Annotated in this window: 14 protein-coding genes; all 14 read left to right on the plus strand. The window is 70.1% G+C overall.

Features of this window, described 5'->3' with window-relative positions:
* The 14 genes from IE226_RS08720 (at position 1) to IE226_RS08785 (ending at position 19862) form a co-directional block, all read left to right on the plus strand.
* Positions 1-351, plus strand: coding sequence for a DUF4233 domain-containing protein (locus IE226_RS08720; protein WP_190080448.1), 351 nt, complete (start codon positions 1-3; stop codon positions 349-351).
* 108 nt (positions 352-459) lie between these two features.
* Positions 460-873, plus strand: a complete 414-nt coding sequence (gene ndk, locus IE226_RS08725) for a nucleoside-diphosphate kinase (RefSeq protein ID WP_190080449.1) — start codon at positions 460-462, stop codon at positions 871-873.
* A 354-nt stretch (positions 874-1227) separates the two neighbouring features.
* Positions 1228-2247, plus strand: coding sequence for a rod shape-determining protein (locus tag IE226_RS08730; RefSeq protein ID WP_160505014.1), 1020 nt, complete (start codon positions 1228-1230; stop codon positions 2245-2247).
* 241 nt (positions 2248-2488) lie between these two features.
* Positions 2489-3442 carry a rod shape-determining protein MreC gene (gene mreC, locus IE226_RS08735; protein WP_190080450.1) on the plus strand — a complete coding sequence of 318 codons (954 nt, stop codon included), beginning with the start codon at positions 2489-2491 and terminating at the stop codon, positions 3440-3442.
* A gap of 13 nt (positions 3443-3455) precedes the next feature.
* Positions 3456-4127: a rod shape-determining protein MreD gene (mreD, locus tag IE226_RS08740; protein ID WP_190080451.1), complete on the plus strand. Its 672-nt coding sequence runs from the start codon at positions 3456-3458 to the stop codon at positions 4125-4127.
* Between the two features lie 96 nt (positions 4128-4223).
* Positions 4224-6398: a penicillin-binding protein 2 gene (gene mrdA / locus IE226_RS08745; protein ID WP_190080452.1), complete on the plus strand. Its 2175-nt coding sequence runs from the start codon at positions 4224-4226 to the stop codon at positions 6396-6398.
* The gene (gene rodA / locus IE226_RS08750; RefSeq protein WP_190080453.1) at positions 6398-7600 is read left to right on the plus strand and encodes a rod shape-determining protein RodA; all 1203 of its coding nucleotides are present in this window, start codon (positions 6398-6400) and stop codon (positions 7598-7600) included. The genes mrdA and rodA overlap by 1 nt, the downstream gene beginning before the upstream one ends.
* A 49-nt stretch (positions 7601-7649) precedes the next feature.
* Positions 7650-9260, plus strand: a complete 1611-nt coding sequence (locus tag IE226_RS08755; protein WP_190080454.1) for a CYTH and CHAD domain-containing protein — start codon at positions 7650-7652, stop codon at positions 9258-9260.
* Positions 9261-9324: 64 nt separating this feature from the next.
* Entirely contained in the window at positions 9325-11247 is a 1923-nt protein-coding gene (locus IE226_RS08760) for a TIGR03960 family B12-binding radical SAM protein (RefSeq protein WP_190080455.1), read from the plus strand.
* Positions 11248-11817, plus strand: coding sequence for a GNAT family N-acetyltransferase (locus IE226_RS08765; RefSeq protein WP_308429442.1), 570 nt, complete (start codon positions 11248-11250; stop codon positions 11815-11817).
* 58 nt (positions 11818-11875) lie between these two features.
* Positions 11876-13081, plus strand: coding sequence for a hypothetical protein (locus IE226_RS08770; protein WP_444546073.1), 1206 nt, complete (start codon positions 11876-11878; stop codon positions 13079-13081).
* A 101-nt stretch (positions 13082-13182) separates the two neighbouring features.
* Complete coding sequence (locus tag IE226_RS08775) at positions 13183-13986, plus strand: TIGR03936 family radical SAM-associated protein (RefSeq protein ID WP_190080456.1); 804 nt, start codon at positions 13183-13185, stop codon at positions 13984-13986.
* 236 nt (positions 13987-14222) lie between these two features.
* On the plus strand, positions 14223-18320 hold the full coding sequence (locus tag IE226_RS08780) for an Rne/Rng family ribonuclease (RefSeq protein WP_190080457.1): 4098 nt from the start codon (positions 14223-14225) through the stop codon (positions 18318-18320).
* Positions 18321-18509: 189 nt separating this feature from the next.
* On the plus strand, positions 18510-19862 hold the full coding sequence (locus IE226_RS08785; RefSeq protein ID WP_190080458.1) for a phospholipase D-like domain-containing protein: 1353 nt from the start codon (positions 18510-18512) through the stop codon (positions 19860-19862).
* Positions 19863-20000 lie beyond the last annotated feature (138 nt).

The following is a 20000-nucleotide window of genomic DNA, read 5'->3' on the forward strand; positions in this document are numbered from 1 at the left end:
GTGCGTACGCTCTGTGCTTCGACGCTGATCGGCGAGTTCTTCGTCATCGGTTTCGCCGGTCTGGTCGCCATGAAGGACCCGGACCTGTCGATGGGCACGGTCTGGACGGTCTGCGGCATCGCGATGCTGGTCAGCGTCCTGCTGTGCGGAATGATCACCCGTCCCGGCGGGGTGCAGCTGGGCTGGGCGCTGCAGATCGCGCTCATCGCGAGCGGGTTCATCGTGCCGATCATGTTCTTCATGGGGGCGGTGTTCGCGGCCCTGTGGTGGGCCTCGATCCACTTCGGCCAGAAGATCGACGAGGCGAAGGCGCGGTTCGCGGCACAGGCGGAAGCCGAGGCCGGGGCTTAGGCCTCCCCGGCGGGCGGGCTTCCGGGGCCGGAGGTAACGCGGTGTAGTGGGTGCCGGTATCGTGCCGGTCAACCCACACGCTCGTAGAAAAAATGCTTGGAGCCGCACATGACCCAGCGCACTCTCGTCCTGCTCAAGCCCGACACCGTCCGTCGTGGCCTGATCGGCGAGATCATCGGCCGTATCGAGCGCAAGGCGGGCTGGACGATCTCCGCACTCGAACTGCGCTCGCTCGACCAGGAGACGCTGGAGCAGCACTACGGCGAGCACAAGGGCAAGCCCTTCTACGAGCCGCTGGTCGCCTTCATGTCCTCCGGTCCGGTCGTCGCGCTCGTGGTAGAGGGCGAGCGCGTCATCGAGGGCGTGCGTGCCCTCGCCGGTCCGACCGACCCGATCGCCGCCGCGCCCGGCTCCATCCGAGGTGACTTCGGCACCATCGTCCGGGAGAACCTGATCCACGCCTCGGACTCCGAGGAGTCCGCCGAGCGCGAGCTGAAGATCTTCTTTCCGGGTCTCGTCTGACCCGCGAAACGCCGTCCGACGGACTGACGCGGTCTCGCCTGGCGGACACAGGTAAAGAGTTCCGTAAAGACTTCTGACGCCCAGTCAGCAAGGTACGGCCCTGACCAGGGGTGGCCGAGAAAACCGGCCGCCCCTTGGCATATGCGCCCCAATCGGGGGAACCCGTGCCTCCGATGGCACGTCTCCAAGAGCGAGGCGGTGCATCATCTGCTGACAATGGCGAAGACCCTAGCGCCGTGTTCGTGCAGGCGAGACTACGATGTAAGCCTCCACGCCACACAGCACCCACCTCGCCTACCTAAAAAGCCATCAGACGCTCCAGGGAAGGCCAGACGCATCCTCATGGGGAACAACATGTCGTTCATCGGCCGTGACATGGCTGTCGACCTCGGGACCGCCAACACGCTGGTGTACGTCAGGGGTCGGGGGATCGTTCTCAACGAACCGTCCGTCGTCGCGATCAACACCAACACCGGTGGCATCCTCGCTGTCGGCGCCGAAGCCAAGAAGATGATCGGACGCACGCCGGGCAACATCGTCGCCGTGCGACCGCTGAAGGACGGCGTGATCGCCGACTTCGAGATCACCGAGCGGATGCTCCGCTACTTCATCCTGAAGATCCACAAGCGGCGCTACCTCGCCCGTCCGCGGGTCGTCGTCTGCGTACCCTCGGGCATCACCGGAGTCGAGCGCCGCGCCGTCATCGAGGCTTCCTCGCAGGCCGGCGCGCGTCAGGTGCACATCATCGAGGAGCCCATGGCCGCCGCCATCGGCTCCGGCCTGCCGGTCCACGAGGCCACCGGCAACATGGTGGTCGACATCGGCGGCGGCACCACCGAGGTCGCGGTCATCAGCCTCGGCGGAATCGTCACGGCACAGTCGATCCGCGTCGCGGGCGACGAGCTGGACAACGCGATCATCCAGCACATCAAGAAGGAGTACTCCCTCCTCCTCGGCGAGCGCACGGCCGAGCAGATCAAGATCACCATCGGTTCGGCGTACGACATGGACGCCGACGAGCACACCGAGATCCGCGGCAGGGACCTGGTCTCCGGGCTGCCCAAGACCGTCGTCATCTCCGCCGCCGAGGTCCGCAAGGCGATCGAGGAGCCGGTCAACGCGATCGTGGACGCGGTCAAGACGACCCTCGACAAGTGCCCGCCGGAACTCTCCGGTGACGTGATGGACCGCGGCATCGTTCTCACCGGAGGCGGCGCCCTGCTGCGCGGCCTCGACGAGCGTCTGCGCCGCGAGACGGGCATGCCGATCCACATCGCCGAGGACCCGCTGGACAGCGTGGCACTGGGCTCCGGCAAGTGTGTCGAGGAGTTCGAGGCGCTCCAGCAGGTCCTTGACGCGTCGCCGCGCCGCTGAGAGTGGCGCGAACCCGCTGAAAGGGTGTCCGCCGTACGAGTGCCTGTCACCTCGTGCGGCGGATCGTTGATATAGAGGGCCTAGAGGACGTAGAGGGCACGGCATGACAATTCCGCGGCGTCCGCAGACGTCGCGGAATCGGATTGCATGGATTTGCTCCGATATACGTGCAGTTGCTCATACATAAGTCAATGCTAGAAATTCCAAGGATTTCCAACTGAGGAAGGCACGGCCGCCGCACGTGAGGGACACACGAGAGAGCCGGCTGCTCCTGGTGCTGCTGATCGCCATCGCGTTCGCTTTGATCACGGTGGACATCCGCGGTGGTGAGGACTCGCCGGTCGACGGTGCCCGCCAGGCCGCCGCCACGGTCTTCGGCCCGGTCGAGGACGGCGTGTCGTCCGCCGTCGACCCGATCGGCAACGCGATCGGCGCGGTACGGGACTCCGGTGACCGGCATGACCGCATCGCGGAACTCGAGCGCCAGAACGCCGCGTTGAAAGCGAAGCTCGGCAGCGACGACCGCAACCGCAGCCGGGTCAGACAGCTGGACAGCATGCTCAAGAGCGCCGGCGCCGGGCAGTACGGCATCAAGGGCGCCGAAGTCATCGGCATAGGAGCGGCCCAGGGCTTCTCCTGGACCGTCACGATCGACGCGGGCGCCAATGACGGACTCAAGCGCGACATGACCGTACTGAACGGCGACGGCCTGGTCGGCCGCGTCACCACGGTCGGCCCGAGCACCGCGACCGTCCTGCTCGCCAACGACCCCGACTTCACCGTCGGCACCCGGATGGAGAAGACCGACGAGCTCGGCTTCGCCACCGGCCAGGGCGACCGCCCGCTCTCGGTGCAGATGCTCAACGGCAAGGCGAAGATCAAGAAGGGCGACCGGCTCGTCACCTTCGGCTCGCAGAAGGACAAGCCGTTCGTGCCGGGCGTACCGGTCGGCGAGGTCGTCCGCGTCGACCCCTCGGGCGGCGACCTGACGCGCAACGTCTACATCAAGCCGTACGTCGGCTTCACCAAGCTGGACATCGTCGGTGTCGTCGTCGAGGCGCCCCGCGAGGACCCGCGCGACACGGTGCTGCCGAAGAAGCCCGCCAAGCCGAAGCCGACCCCGACGGTGACCGTCACGGCCACACCGTCAGGGCAGGCCCCGGCCGACGACGCCGACAACGGCAACGAGCAGTAGGAGCACCGGAACCATGCGCTTCAACCGAATCCTGCTCTCCACCACCCTGATCGTCGTCGCCCTGGTCATCCAGGTCAGCGTCCTGGCCCGGCTGCAACTGCCGGGCGCGGTGCCGGACCTGGTGCTGCTCACGGTGCTCGGCCTCGCCCTGGTCTACGGCCACGTCGGCGGCGCCCTCATCGGCTTCGGCGCCGGGCTCCTCGCGGACCTGGCCCCGCCCGCCGACCACGCGGCCGGGCGGTACGCCCTGGTCCTGTGCGTCGTCGGCTACCTCGCGGGCCTGGCCAAGCCGGAGACCGGGCGGCTCAGGTCGGCCACCGCGCCGCTCGTCGTGGTCGTGGGAGCGGCTCTTGGCTCGACCCTCCTTTACGCGGGCGTGGGCGCTCTCGTCGGGGACACCGCCGCCCGCCACGTGGGCCTGGGCGGGCTGCTCTTCACGGCCGCCCTGTACGACCTGCTGCTCGCGCCTTTCACGGTGCCGCTGATCATCGCGCTCGCCCGGCGCGCCGAGAACGACCCACTGGGGGAGACCTCCCCGGCCGCCAAGGCCACGGACGTCTCGGCCGGCTGGCTCTCCTCGGGCACCGGCCTGCGCATCGGCAGCCAGCGCGGGGGCATGCGCATGAAGGCGGCCAAGGCACGTGTCGCGCGCGCCGGACGCATCAAGGGGGTCAAGCGCCTGTGACCGCAGCGCAGTTGTCCCCGTACGCGACCGGCCGCGCACACAGGTCGGTCGTGTACACGTACTACTCGTACACACACTGAGAGGGGGAGGAAAGCAGTGACCAACATCCCCGAGACCGGACGGACCCCAAGGGTCCAGATCCGTCTCATCGTCATCCAGATCCTCGTGCTCTCCCTCCTCCTCACCCTCGGCGGCCGCCTCTGGTACCTCCAGATCCGCAACGGTGAGGAGTACGCCGAGGAAGCCTCCGGCAACCACGTCCAGCAGGTCGTCGACCCCGCCGTGCGCGGCTCGATCCTCGACGCGCGCGGCGTGCCGATCGCCGACAACGAGACCCGGCTCGTCGTCTCCGCGTCCCGCACGGACCTGATGAAGATGAAGGACGACGGCAAGGCGGCCCTCGCCAAGCTCGCCGACGTCCTCGGCATGACCGCCAAGGAAGTCTCCGACAAGGTCCGCCTCTGCGACTCCAAGACGCCGCAGCCCTGCTGGAACGGCTCGCCCTACCAGCCGATCCCGATCACGGACGAGGCCTCGCCCAAGCAGGCCCTCCAGATCCGCGAGCGCGCCGAGGACTTCCCCGGCATCACCGCCGAGCCCACCGCCGTACGCCGCTACGCCGCGCCCGGCAAGTCCAACACCGCCCAGGTGCTCGGCTACCTCTCGCCCGTCACCGACGAAGAGATCAAGAAGGCCGAGAACACCGACTCGCCGTTCCTGCGCTCCGACCAGGTCGGCCGCTCCGGCCTTGAGCGCACGTACGACGCGCAGCTGCGCGGCAAGGCCGGCGTCACCCGCTACGAGGTCGACAACCTCGGCCGCGTCATCGGCAAGGCCAAGGACGACCCGGCACAGCCCGGCGCGAACGTCGTCACCAGCATCGACGCGCGCGTGCAGGCCCTGTCCGAGTACTGGCTGAACGACGCGATGAAGAAGGCCCGCCAGGAGTTCGACAAGAACACCAACGAGAACTACAAGGCCGACGCGGGCGCCGTCGTCGTCATGGAGAACAAGACCGGACGCATCGTCTCCATGGCGTCCAACCCGACCTACGACCCGAACGCCTGGGTCGGCGGCATCTCCGGCAAGGACTACACGCAGCTCACCGGCAAGAAGTCCAACTACCCGCTCCTGAACCGCGCCATCCAGGGCCAGGCGGCCCCCGGCTCGATCTTCAAGGTCATCCCGACGACGGCGGCGGTCAACGCGGGCTACGACTTCAACGGCAGCTACCCCTGCCCCAGCTCGTACTCCATCGGCGGCCAGGTCTTCAAGAACTTCGAGTCCCAGGGCCACGGCAGCATCACGCTCGGCCAGGCCCTTGAGGTCTCCTGCGACACCGTCTTCTACAAGCTCTCGCACGACCAGTGGGCCAAGGACGGCGGCAACAAGCCGAAGAAGGACGCCAAGGACTGGTTCTACAAGACCGCCCACCAGTTCGGCCTCGGCAAGGAGACCGGCATCGACCTGCCGAACGAGGTCACGGGCCGCGTCCCGGACCGCCAGTGGAAGAAGGACTACTGGAAGGCCAACAAGGACGGCTGGTGCAAGCAGGGCAAGAAGGGCGGGGACTACGTCGAGAAGATCGCGTACGAGAACTGCCTCGAAGGCATGAAGATGCGCGCCGGTGACTCCGTCAACTACTCCATCGGACAGGGCGACACCCTCGTCACGCCGATACAGATGGCCACGATCTACTCCGCCATCGCCAACGGCGGCACCCTGTACAACCCCACCGTCGGCAAGGCGATCGTCAGCGCCGACGGCAAGCAGGTCCAGGAGATCAAGCCGAAGTCGCACGGCAAGCTGCCCATGGACGAGAAGACGCGCGCCGACATAGACGGTGCGCTCGCCGACGTGGCGACCAAGGGAACGGCCGCCTGGCGCTTCGGCGGCTGGCCGCAGGACAAGATCCCGATGCACGCCAAGACGGGTACGGCGGAGGTCCACGGCAAGCAGACCACCTCGTGGTTCGCGACGTACACCAAGGACTACTCGATCGTGATGACGATCTCCCAGGGCGGTACGGGTTCCGGCGCCTCGGGACCCGCCGTCCGCAAGATCTACGACGGCATCTACGGCCTGGACGAGGACGGCAAGCAGAACCTGAAGAAGGCCCTGCTCCCCGAGCCGCAGAAGAACCTGCCGAAGATCGAGAAGGACGGTTCGATCGACTCCCCGAAGATCAAGCCGTACAAGCCCGAGGCTCCCAAGCCCGCGGAACAGCCGCAGGAACTGGCGGGCGCGCCCGCGAACTGGAGGCGTGACTAGTGGCCGGCAACAATGGCTTCTCCGTCTCCGGCTACGGGCCCGAGCGCTCCTCCATGGCGTCCCGCGTGTTCGCCCGCGACTCGCTGGTGCGCAGGCTGGACTGGCCGATACTGTTCGCGGCGATCGCGCTCTCCGTGATCGGCACCGCGCTTGTCTACTCGGCGACGCGCAACCGCACCGAGCTGGTCGGCGACGACCAGTACGCCTTCCTGATCAAGCACATCATGAACACCGGCATCGGCATCGCCCTGATGGCGGGCACGATCTGGCTCGGCCACCGCACCCTGCGCACGGCCGTGCCGATCCTCTACGGCATTTCCGTCTTCCTCGTCCTGCTCGTCCTCACCCCGCTCGGCGCGACGATCAACGGCGCGCACGCGTGGATCGTGCTCGGCGGCGGCTTCTCGCTGCAGCCCTCCGAGTTCGTGAAGATCACGATCATCCTGGGCATGGCGATGCTGCTCGCGGCGCGCGTCGACGCGGGCGACCGGGACCACCCCGACCACCGCACGGTCCTCCAGGCCCTCGGCCTGGCCGCCGTGCCGATAGTGATCGTGCTCCTCATGCCCGACCTCGGGTCGGTCATGGTGATGGCGATGATCGTCCTCGGCGTGCTGCTCGCGTCGGGCGCCTCCAACCGCTGGGTCTTCGGACTCCTCGGCACGGGCGCGGCCGGCGCGATCGCCGTCTGGCAGCTCGGCGTCCTCGACGACTACCAGATCGCCCGCTTCGCGGCCTTCGCCAACCCCGCGCTCGACCCGGCGGGCGTCGGCTACAACACCAACCAGGCGCGCATCGCGATCGGTTCCGGCGGCCTGACCGGCACCGGCCTCTTCAAGGGCTCGCAGACAACGGGGCAGTTCGTGCCCGAGCAGCAGACGGACTTCGTGTTCACCGTCGCGGGCGAGGAACTCGGCTTCGCGGGCGCGGGTCTCATCCTGCTCCTGCTCGGCGTCTTCCTCTGGCGGGCCTGCCGCATCGCGCGCGAGACGACCGAGCTGTACGGCACGATCGTCGCCGCCGGGATCATCGCCTGGTTCGCCTTCCAGTCCTTCGAGAACATCGGCATGACGCTCGGCATCATGCCGGTGGCCGGTCTGCCGCTGCCCTTCGTCTCGTACGGAGGATCATCGATGTTCGCCGTCTGGGTGGCCGTGGGCCTGCTGCAGTCGATCAAGGTGCAGCGGCCGATGTCGGCCTAGGCCGGTCGCGGGGCTGCCACCGGCCCGCGATCGCGTCTAGATTCGATCCATGGCGGAGACGAAGCGCGAGATCGAGCGGAAGTACGACGTCGGGGCGGACGCGGAGCTGCCCGACCTGAGCGGTGTCGCCGGGGTGGCCGACGTCGTCGACAAGGGCGTCGTCGAACTGGACGCCGTCTATCACGACACGACCGACCAGGTGCTCCTCTCCGACTCGATCACGCTGCGCCGCCGCATCGGCGGCGACGACGAGGGCTGGCACCTGAAACTGCCGGTGTCTCCCGTACAAGGTGTGCGGGACGAGATCCAGGCCCCGCTCTCGGACTCGGTGCCGCCCGAGCTGTCCTCGCTCGTGCGATCCCGGGTGCGCGATGCGGAGCTCGTGCCCGTCATGCGCCTGCTGACCGCGCGCGACCTGCGCCACCTCGTCGACGGCGAAGGGGCGCTGCTCGCCGAGCTGAGCGTCGACCGGGTCAGAGCCGAGCGGCTCACCGAGGACGGCGGCACCGCCGAGTGGGCCGAGATCGAGGTGGAGCTGGCGGACGGCGCGGACCCCGCGCTGCTCGACCGGATCGAGAAGAAGCTGAAGAAGCTGGGCGTCGAGCGGTCGTCGTCCGCTTCGAAACTGGCCAAGGCTCAGGCGGGGACGGCTCTGACAGCGGCCCGGAAGCAGCTCGCGAAGGGCAAGCTGAAGCCTGGCAAGAGCAAAAAGGGGCAGAAGGGTGAGCGGTACACAGTCATCGAGCTGAAGGACTCCGCCGTGCAACCTGACCCCGTCACCGCTGCCGACCACGTCCTCGCCTACATCCGCACCCAGCGCGACGCCCTCGTCGCCCTCGACCCCGACGTCCGCCGCGACCTGCCGGACTCCGTGCACCAGATGCGGGTCGCCACCCGCCGCATGCGCAGCGCCTTCCGCTCGTACCGCAAGCTGCTCGACCGCTCCGTCACCGACCCGATCGGCGACGAACTGAAATGGCTCGCGGGCGAGCTCGGTGTCGACCGCGACCAAGAGGTCCTGGCCGAACGGATCACGAGCCGCGTCGACACCGTGCCGGGAACCCTGCTCCTCGGGCCGGTGCGGGCCCGCCTGCAGATCTGGTCCGTCGCCGGAGCCGCCGACTCCCGCAGCAGGACCGTCGCCGCGCTCGAAGGAGAGCGCTACGTACAGCTCCTGAACTCCGTCGACGCGCTGCTCGCCGACCCCCCGCTGCGCAAGGCGGCCACTTCGTCCCCCGGCAAGGCGCTCCCCAAGGCCGTCCGCAAGGACTACGCCCGTCTGGAAGCCCGCATCGAGCACGCCCTCGCGCTGGAGCCGGGGGAGGAGCGGGACGTGGCGATGCACAGCGCCCGCAAGGCCGCCAAGCGTGCCCGGTACGCGGGCGAGGCGGCCAGGCCCGCGCTCGGCAAGCCCGCCAAGCGGTTCGCGAAGCGGATGAAGGCCGTCCAGAAGGTTCTCGGCGATCACCAGGACAGCGTCGTCGCCAGGGACACGCTGCGGAACCTGGCGGTCCAGGCCCACGCGGCCGGCGAGACCGCCTTCACCTGGGGACTCCTGTACGGCCAGGAGGAGGCCAGGGCCGCCCGCCGCGAGAACGAGCTGCCCGGGGTGTGGCACCGGGCGTCCAGGCCCAAACTGCGGGCGGCACTGAGCGGCTGAACGCCGGGGTACGCTGGATGGTCACCCCTGCCAGATCATGAGAACCCTGCCGAAAGACGCTGTGATGCCTGTCGAGTCCGTCTTCCCACGCCTGGAAGCGCTTCTCCCGCACGTCCAGAAGCCCATCCAGTACGTCGGCGGAGAGCTCAACTCCACCGTGAAGAACTGGGACGAGTGTGACGTCCGCTGGGCGCTCATGTACCCGGACGCGTACGAGGTCGGGCTGCCCAACCAGGGCGTCATGATCCTCTACGAGGTACTGAACGAACGCGAGGGAGTGCTCGCCGAGCGCACGTACAGCGTCTGGCCCGACCTCGAAGAGCTGATGCGGGAGCACAAGGTCCCGCAGTTCACCGTGGACAGCCACCGCCCCGTCGGCGCCTTCGACGTGTTCGGGCTCAGCTTCTCCACCGAGCTCGGGTACACGAACATGCTCACGGCCCTGGACCTCGCGGGCATCCCGCTGGAGTCCAAGGACCGCACGGTCGACGACCCGATCGTCCTCGCCGGCGGGCACGCCGCCTTCAACCCCGAGCCGATCGCGGAGTTCATCGACTGCGCGGTCATCGGCGACGGCGAGCAGGCCGTGCTCGACATGACCGCGATCATCCGCGAGTGGAAGGCCGAGGGCCGCCCCGGCGGCCGCGAGGAAGTCCTCTTCCGGCTCGCGCGCACCGGGTCGGTCTACGTCCCCGGGTTCTACGACGTCGAGTACCTCCCGGACGGGCGCATCGGCCGCGTCGTACCGAACAAGTCCGGTGTCCCGTGGCGCGTGTCCAAGCACACCGTCATGGACCTGGACGAGTGGCCCTACCCCAAGCAGCCCCTCGTGCCGCTCGCGGAGACCGTCCACGAGCGCATGTCCGTGGAGATCTTCCGCGGCTGCACCCGCGGCTGCCGCTTCTGCCAGGCCGGCATGATCACGCGCCCCGTGCGGGAGCGAAGCATCACCGGCATCGGCGAGATGGTGGAGAAGGGCCTCAAGGCGACCGGCTTCGAGGAGGTCGGCCTGCTCTCCCTGTCCTCCGCGGACCACACGGAGATCGCGGACGTCGCCAAGGGCCTCGCGGACCGGTACGAGGAAGACAAGATCGGCCTCTCCCTGCCCTCGACCCGCGTCGACGCCTTCAACATCGACCTGGCGAACGAGCTGACCAGGAACGGCCGCCGCTCGGGTCTGACGTTCGCCCCCGAGGGCGGCAGCGAGCGGATGCGGAAGGTCATCAACAAGATGGTCTCCGAAGAGGACCTGATCCGCACCGTCGCGACCGCGTACGGCAACGGCTGGCGCCAGGTCAAGCTGTACTTCATGCTCGGCCTGCCCACCGAGACCGACGAGGACGTCCTGCAGATCGCGGACATGGCGGCGAACGTCATCGCCAAGGGCCGCGAGGTCGCGGGCAACGACATCCGCTGCACGGTCTCCATCGGCGGCTTCGTGCCCAAGCCGCACACGCCCTTCCAGTGGGCCCCGCAGCTGTCGGCGGAGGAGACGGACGCCCGCCTCGCGAAGCTGCGCGACAAGATCCGCGGCGACAAGAAGTACGGCCGCTCGATCGGCTTCCGCTACCACGACGGCAAGCCCGGCATCGTCGAGGGCCTGCTCTCGCGCGGCGACCGCCGCATCGGCTCCGTCATCCGCGCCGTGTACGAGGACGGCGGCCGCTTCGACGGCTGGCGCGAGCACTTCAGCTACGACCGCTGGATGGCCTGCGCCGAGAAGACGCTGCCCGCCTTCGGCGTGGACGTCGACTGGTACACCACGCGCGAGCGCACGTACGAGGAAGTACTGCCCTGGGACCACCTGGACTCCGGTCTCGACAAGGACTGGCTCTGGGACGACTGGCAGGACTCGCTCGACGAGACCGAGGTCGAGGACTGCCGCTGGACCCCGTGCTTCGACTGCGGCGTGTGCCCGCAGATGCAGACCGAGATCCAGATCGGCCCGACCGGCAAGAAGCTCCTGCCGCTGTCGGTGGTGAAGTAAGTGACGCGGCCGGAGCCGGTGGCAGAGACGGGTGCTCCGCGTCTCGCCCCGCCCTCCGGCCGCGTGCACCTCTCCTTCGTCGCCGCGATGGAGGAGTTCCGCGCCGAGGGCCGCGGCGGCGCCGACGACGACACGACGCTCGGCCGCACCCTGCGCGACTACGGCGACAAGTGGCACGACCCGGTGGTCTTCGAGCGCTATGTGGCCGAGGTCCACGAAGCCGTGCATCCCGCCGAGCCGCTCTCCGTCCCCGTGACCACCCTCTGGTACGCGGACGGCAGTAATTACCTCGGCCGTCTCGCCATCCGCCACAACATCGCCACGCGCTTCCTGCGCGAGTACGGCGGTCACATCGGCTACGACGTGCGCCCCACCGCCCGCCGCCGCGGCCACGCCACGGCGATGCTGATCGACAGCCTCCCGTACGCCCGTGCCCTCGGCCTCACCTCGGTCCTGGTGACCTGCGACACCGACAACACCGGTTCGCGCAAGGTGATCGAGGCCGCGGGCGGCGCGTTTGACGACGAACGCGGCGGAAAGCTGCGTTACTGGATCGAGACGGGCGACTGACGGCTCACGGCCGCCGCCCGGATTGAACCGGCATCCGCCCCTGAGCGTCTAGGACGGCATGGACCTGGAAAAGCGGCCCCCGCTGAACGAGCGCGAGCCGGAGCAGCCCCCCACCGCACCACAGCCGCAGGCCGAGGGCTGTCTCGCCGTCGCGATCCGCATCCCGGTGCGGATCGTGGTCCTTGTGCTCGTCGTGCCGGTACGCCTGGTGTGGGACGCGCTCGCCGTGTGCGGCCGTTTCCTGTACCTGCGGGGGCTGAGGCCCGTGGGACGCGCGTTCGCCTGGCTGGGCCGCACGCTGATCGTGACGCCGCTGACGTGGCTGTTCGAACACGTCGTCACGCCGGTCGCGCTCGGCATCACGACCGTCACGGAGTGGCTGCTCAAGGCGGTGTTCGTGTGGCCGTGGGTGGGTCTTTGGCGGTACGTGGTGGCGCCGGTCGGCAAGGGGCTCGCGTGGCTCGGGCGGATGCTGGTCGTGGTGCCCGCCGTCTGGCTGTACGCCGCCGTCCTCACGCCGATCGGGCACGCGATCGCCTGGCTCGCGCGAGGCATCGCCGCGGGCGCCGCGATGGCCGGACGCGGCATCGGCGCCTGCCTGATGTGGCTGCTCAAGGCGGTGTTCGTGTGGCCTTGGGTGGGTCTTTGGAAGTACGTGGTCGTGCCGGTCGGCATGGGGCTCGCATGGCTCGGGCGGGTGCTGATCGTGGTGCCCGCCGTCTGGCTGTATGCCGCCGTCCTCACGCCGATCGGGCACGCGATCGCCTGGCTCGCGCGGGGGATCGGGGCGGTCCTCGCCACCCTGGGGCGCTGGATCTTCGTCGTGCCCGCCGTCGCCCTGTGGCGCTGGGTGCTCGCGCCCGTCGGGCGGGGCATCGCGGTCGTCGCACGCGAGATCTTCGACGCGTTCGGACACGCCTGGCGGATCGCCGGACACATCTCGCTGGTCGTCGGCCGCTTCCTCGGCAGGCTCCTGCGATGGCTCTTCGTCGACCCGGTGCGCTGGGTCTACCGCGCGGTCCTCACTCCGGTCGGGCACGTCCTGCGCGACGGGGTCTGGCGGCCCGCGGCGCGGGCCGTGAAGGACGCGGGCCGCGCCACCCGGCAGGCCCTCGCCGGCGTCCGCCAGAGCGTGCGGGACGCGCGTGCCGACGTACGGCGCATGCTGTTCGGGGCGCCGAAGGAGCGGGTCCCCGTGGGGGGGCGCCGTGGCGGAGCCCGCGCCGGTGCCCGCGCCGGTGCCGGTGGCCCGGCGGGAACCTGACGCGCCGGGGGCACGTACTCTAGGTAGCAGTACGACCGCACTCACGAAGGACTAGAACACTGGGCAAGCGACAGCCCGAAGGCCCGCCGCCCGCTCCCGCGGTGCAGCGCATCCGACTGCGTTACACCAAGCGCGGCCGCCTCCGGTTCACCAGCCACCGAGACTTCCAGCGCGCCTTCGAGCGGGCCCTGCGCCGCGCCGAGGTGCCCATGGCGTACTCGGCGGGGTTCACCCCCCACCCGAAGGTGTCGTACGCCAATGCCGCACCCACCGGCACGGGCAGTGAGGCCGAGTACCTGGAGATCGCGCTCACCGAGCCGCGTGACCCCGACAAGCTGCGCGAGCTGCTCGACGAGTCGATGCCGACCGGCCTCGACATCGTGGACGCCGTCGAGTCCCGCACCCCGGGACTCGCCGACCGGCTCACCGCCTCCGTCTGGGAGCTGCGCCTGAACGGCGTCGAGCCCGCGGACGCGGAGCGTGCCGCCGAGGCATTCCGGGCCGCGGAGACCGTCGAGGTCCAGCGCCGCGCGAAGAACGGCATGCGGACGTTCGATGCCCGCGAGGCCGTCGTGCATCTGGAGTCCATCGCCTCTGACGAGGCGATCGCCCACGACACCGATAGGCCGACCGACCAGCCCTGTGCGATACTGCGGCTGGTTGTTCGGCACGTGACACCTGCCGTACGACCCGACGACGTCCTGTCCGGTCTCCGAGCTGTGGCCGACCTGGCGCCGCCGGTCCCCGCAGCGGTGACCAGGCTGGCGCAGGGGCTTCTTGACGACGAGACCGGCACGGTGACCGACCCGCTCGCGCCCGACCGCGAGGCAGCCACGACCCCGACCGAGAAACAAGGGGCCGACGCAGCCGCCGCGAAGGTGCCGGCGACGGAAGGTCCCGCGTAGGGACGGATGCCGAAGCGCCGCCCTTTGACTCGGGAGCCACCTGGGTCGGGCAGCGCACTGACCGAGACTTTCGCCAGGCCGTACGCATTTGGGCGTACGGAACCGGCGAGACAGACACATAGAGCTCCCGTGCGGCGCCCACGCCCCCGGATGGCGGCCCCGTGTAGGTGAGCGAGAGCCGCGGACATCACCGGACCAGGCGCGGCGCCCGGGAGCGTGACGGGAGAACCGCCCGCATGCTTGAGCCGAACGAACCCACTGAGGGCTCGGACAACAACACACCCAGCGACACCCTGCCGCCGCGCCGCAGGCGCCGCGCGGCGTCGCGGCCCGCGGGACCGCCCGTCGGGGCCACCGAGGCCACCGAGGGCGCAGCTCCGGCCATACCGGCCACCCCCGCCGCCGAAGAGCCCGCCAAGGCCGCCGCTGCGGAGCCGGAGCCGGCCGAGGAAGCCGCTCCCGCCCCGCGCCGCCGCCGTGCATCGCGCCGCGCCTCGGCTCCCGCCGGTGCGCCGCAGGGGGCCGAGACCGCCGTGGAGACGCCCGCCGAGGCCCCCGCCGCCGAGCCCGTCGTGGCCGTGGCCGAGCCCGCCGCCGAGACCGCTGAGACCTCTCCGGCCCCGCGCCGCCGCCGTGCGACCCGCCGCGCCTCGGCTCCCGCCGGTGCTCCGCAGGCCGCCGAAGCGCCGACGGCTGCCGAGACGCCGGTGGCTGCCGAGGCCGCCGCCGATGCGCCTGCTGCTGAGCCCGTGTCCGAGGTGCAGCCGGAGTCCGGTGACGCCGCGCCGCGTCGTGCCCGTCGTCGTGCGACCCGCGGTACGTCCGCGCCGGTCGCCGAGGCCGCTGCCGCCGTCCAGCCCACCGAGGCCGCTGAGGCGCCTGCCGCCGAGCCCGTGTCCGAGGGGCAGCCGGAGTCCGGTGACGCCGCGCCGCGTCGTGCCCGTCGTCGTGCGACCCGCGGTGCGTCCGCGCCGGTCGCCGAGGCCGCCGTTGAGCCCGCCGAGGCTCCCGAGCCCGCTGCCGAGGCGCCCGTCGAGACCCCCGACGCGGAGACCGCCGAGGACGACGCTCCCCGCGGGCGCCGCCCCCGTCGTGCCACCCGCAAGGCCGCCGCCGGCTTCTCGGCGCCGTCCCCGACGCGGGCCCGCAAGGCACGCGCGGGTGACACCGACGACGACTCCGGGCGGAAGCCCGCGCGGCCCGCCGTCGCCGTCTTCCAGGCGCCGGTGTTCGCCGAGCCGATGTTCCAGACCCCGGAGCGCGCGGCTGCCGCTGCCGCCGCCGAGGCGGCCGACGAGCCCGTCGAAGAGGTCGAGGTCGAGGAGCCCGTCGCCGCCGCGCCGGTGGCGGAGGAGGAGACCGGCCCGCGCCGTCGCCGCCGCCGTCGGGCCACCGACGAGCAGCCGGCCGCCAAGGCCGCCGCGCAGCCCGCCGAAGCAGAGGCGCCCGAGGCCGAAGAGGCCGAGGACACCTCCGCCGACAACGACATCGACAGCGACAGCGACACCGACAACGACGAGTCCGACGACTCCGGCGAGCGTCACGGCCGCCGTCGCCGCCGGGGTGGCCGTCGCCGCCGCCGCGGTGAGTCCGCCGAGGACTCCGGCGACCAGCAGGACCCGGACGCCGATGCCGAGCCGGAGGCCGCTGAGGACGTCAAGGGCGCTCAGGCCGCCGAGGACGCCAAGGAAGCGGCCGAGTCCGACGAGGACGAGGACAACGGCGCGGGCGCCGGCTCCAGCAGCAGCCGTCGCCGTCGTCGCCGTCGTCGCCGCGCAGGTGACTCCGGTGAGGCCGAGAGCGCGTCGGACGGCGACCCGGAGCGCACGGTCGTCAAGGTCCGGGAGCCGCGTAAGAAGGAAGAGCGCGAGCTCGGCACCGGCGCCGACGAGGTCACGTCCATCAAGGGCTCGACCCGCCTGGAGGCCAAGAAGCAGCGCCGCCGCGAAGGCCGCGAGCAGGGCCGCCGCCGCGTGCCGATCATCACCGAGGCCGAGTTCCTGGCGCGCCGCGAGGCCGTCGAGCGCGTCATGGTCGTGCGCCAGAACGGCGAGCGCACCCAGATCGGCGTCCTCGAGGACAACGTGCTCGTCGAGCACTACGTCAACAAGGAGCAGGCCACCTCGTACGTCGGCAACGTCTACCTGGGCAAGGTCCAGAACGTCCTGCCGTCCATGGAGGCCGCCTTCATCGACATCGGCAAGGGCCGCAACGCCGTCCTGTACGCCGGTGAGGTCAACTTCGAGGCGCTGGGCATGGCCAACGGCCCCCGCCGCATCGAGTCCGCCCTGAAGTCCGGCCAGTCGGTCCTCGTGCAGGTCACCAAGGACCCGATCGGCCACAAGGGCGCCCGCCTGACCAGCCAGGTCTCGCTGCCGGGCCGCTACCTCGTGTACGTGCCCGAGGGCTCGATGACCGGCATCAGCCGCAAGCTGCCCGACACCGAGCGCGCGCGGCTGAAGACCATCCTCAAGAAGATCGTTCCCGAGGACGCGGGCGTCATCGTGCGCACCGCCGCCGAAGGCGCGAGCGAGGACGAGCTGCGCCGTGACGTCGAGCGTCTCCAGCAGCAGTGGGAGGACATCCAGAAGAAGGCGAAGGCGTCCTCCACGAGCTCGCCGAGCCTGCTGTACGGCGAGCCGGACATGACCGTCCGTGTCGTCCGCGACATCTTCAACGAGGACTTCTCCAAGGTCATCGTCAGCGGTGACGAGGCCTGGGAGACCATCCACGGCTACGTTTCGCACGTCGCCCCGGACCTGGCCGACCGTCTGCAGCGCTGGACCTCCGAGGTCGACGTCTTCGCGACGTACCGCATCGACGAGCAGCTGATGAAGGCGCTCGACCGCAAGGTCTGGCTGCCCAGCGGCGGTTCGCTGGTGATCGACAAGACCGAGGCGATGATCGTCGTCGACGTCAACACCGGCAAGTTCACCGGCCAGGGCGGCAACCTCGAAGAGACCGTGACGAGGAACAACCTCGAAGCGGCCGAGGAGATCGTGCGCCAGCTGCGCCTGCGTGACCTCGGCGGCATCGTCGTCATCGACTTCATCGACATGGTCCTTGAGCAGAACCGCGATCTGGTCCTGCGCCGCCTGCTCGAATGCCTGGGCCGTGACCGTACGAAGCACCAGGTGGCCGAGGTCACCTCGCTGGGCCTCGTGCAGATGACCCGCAAGCGGGTCGGACAGGGCCTCCTGGAGTCCTTCTCCGAGACCTGCGTCCACTGCAACGGCCGCGGCGTGATCGTGCACATGGAGCAGCCGACCTCCGCCGGTGGCGGCGGCAAGCGCAAGAAGCGCGGTCGCGGCGGCTCCGAGCAGGGTCAGGAGCACACGCACGAGCACGAGGGCCACGAGGCCCCCGGGGTCACGGACGAGGTGGAGACCGAGACCGAGGCCGAGGTCGCCGCGGAGGCCGCCGCCCCGGTGGCGCTCCCCGAGCCCGAGTTCGTGCCGGACGAGGAGCTGTACAGCAGCGCCTTCGAGGCCGAGGCCGCGGCGTCCCGCGGTGGCCGTTCGCGCCGCAGGGCGACCCGCCGGGCCTCGGCTCCGGCCGGCACCCCGAAGGCGGAGGCCGCGCCCGTCGCGGAGTCCGCCCCGAGGCCGGAGAAGGCCGAGAAGTCCGGGAAGGCCGAGAAGGCGCAGAAGAAGCGGGCCAACTCCCGGCAGGCCGCCACGGCCGAGGCTCCGGCCGCCGAGGACCCGGTCGTCGAGGCTCCGGTCGTTCCGGCGGAGGAGGCGGCTGCCCCGCAGCCCGCCGCCGTCGAGGCCGCGCCCGAGGCGCCCGTTGCCGACGCCGACGACGCCGCTCCCAAGGGGCGTACGCGCCGTCGCGCGACCCGCAAGGCGACGGCGCCCGCCGGTTCGCCGAAGGCCGCGCAGAGCGTCGAGCCGGAGGCCGCCGCGGTGATCGTCGAGGAGGCGCCCAAGGCGGAGCCCGTCGCCGAGCCGGTCGTCGCGGAGCCGGTGGCCGAGGCCCCCGCCGACGCGGCTCCGGCCCGTCCGCGGCGCCGTGCGGTCCGCAAGGCGTCCGCGCCGACCGCGTCCGCGGAGGCGGCCGTCCTGGTCGTCCCGACGGCCGAGAAGGCCCCGGAGCAGCCCGCCGCGGACACCGAGGCGCCCGCCGAGGAAGCCGCTCCGGCCAAGAAGACGGCGCGCAAGACCGCGGCCAAGAAGGCGCCCGCGAAGAAGGCGGCGGCCAAGAAGACCGCGGCCAAGAAGACGGCCGCCAAGAAGACGACGGCCAAGAAGGCGTCGAAGACGACGAAGAAGACCGCCGCGGCGGAGCAGACGCCGGCCGGCGTCAAGGCCTCCGCGGCCGACGAGGGCTGACCTCCTCCTTCGTAGTCCGTACGTATGTCCGGGTGCCCCCGGTGCGGTGAGATCACCGCACCGGGGGCATCTCCTTGTCGGAACTTGGAACAGAGTGAAGTACCTGTAAAACTCATGCGGTTGGTGAACGGGAACGTGGGTGTGGCGTCTGGGGAGACGTCGCGGTCACGTCTGGGGAGGGGATGGACGATGGCGCACGGTCGCCTGGGAGGCACGGGACGTCACCGTGCCGTGAAACCGGTCAAGGGCGGGCGGCAGGCCGTCGCTCTGGCCACGATTCTCTCGGCGGCGGGTATCCAGACCGTCAGCGCCGCGGGAACGGCGGGTGCGGCAGACGGGGAGCCGTCCCTGGCCGAGGCGCCGATCTTCAACGATCCGCTGGGCACCCCCGAGCAGCAGCACGCCATCCGGACCCGCCTGATCGAGCTGACGAACACCGCGGTGCCGGGCTCGACCATCAAGGTCGCCGTCTACCACGTGTGGGAGGCCCCGGTCGTCGACGCGCTCGTGGCGGCCAGGAATCGCGGCGTGCACGTGCAGATGGTGCTCGACGAGACCAGCAGGAGCGACCGCCCCACGAACACGGCGTACAGCAGGCTCGCGACGGCGCTCGGCACCGACAGGAACAAGTCGTCCTTCGTGACGCTCTGCCCGGCGGACAAGTCCTGCCTGGGCGATCCCAAGTACGGCAAGTCGATCATGCACAACAAGTTCTGGCTGTTCTCGCAGGTCGAGGGGGCCAGGGACATCGTCGTGCAGACCACGTCGAACTCGACGCCCTCCGCGCACACGAAGTTCTTCAACGACGCGCTGCAGCTCCCGAACAACCCGACGATGTACGAGGCGTACGCCGACTACTTCGCCGACATGATCCGCAAGGACTGGCGGAACTGGGACTACCGCACGGTCAGCGACGGCCTCTACAAGGCGTACTTCTTCCCGCGCTCCGGCACGGTCAACGAGACCGACACCATGTACTCGGTCCTGAACAACGTGCAGTGCAACTACAAGGACGCGACCGGGGCGATCAGGCACACGAACGTCCGTGCCTCGATCTTCAAGATCACCCGGAAGCAGATCGCCGACAAGCTCGTCTCGCTCAAGAAGGTGGGCTGCACGGTGAGCATCCTCTACGCCGAGTCCGACAGCGCCAAGAGCCAGGGCGGCACCCCGGGCACCTGGGAGGCGCTGCACAAGACCGGCGGACCCACCATGCGCTGCTACAACGACGACCGGGACCCGCTGCACCCCGGCACCAAGCTGGTGACGCCCTACATCATCCACTCGAAGTACCTGCTCATCGACGGCATGTACGACGGCAGGCAGAACAAGCTCTCCTTCACCGGCTCACAGAACTACACGGCGCCGGCGCTGCGCGAGAACGACGAGGCGATCGTGAAGGTCGACGACGACTCGGTGCACGACGCGTACCGCGGGCACTTCGACCGCGTACGGGCCGTGGCCTGGCCCGGCAAGGCCGACACCACCGATCTGTGCAAGGGTGTCAAGCCTCTGCCGCCGGACGGCGAGAAGCCGGTTTGACCCTTCCGGGTGAGCCCCGTAATCTTGACCGTCGGCGTGTCAGTAGGCACGTCCTACCCCTGTAAACCTGATTTCCTTCCGGCGCCCGGCGCTCGGAAGAGGCCGACCGTGTATGCGGGCGGCTGGACTGCGGGGGTC

Origin of the sequence: Streptomyces longisporoflavus, from assembly GCF_014649775.1 — a bacterium.
GTDB lineage: Bacteria > Actinomycetota > Actinomycetes > Streptomycetales > Streptomycetaceae > Streptomyces > Streptomyces longisporoflavus.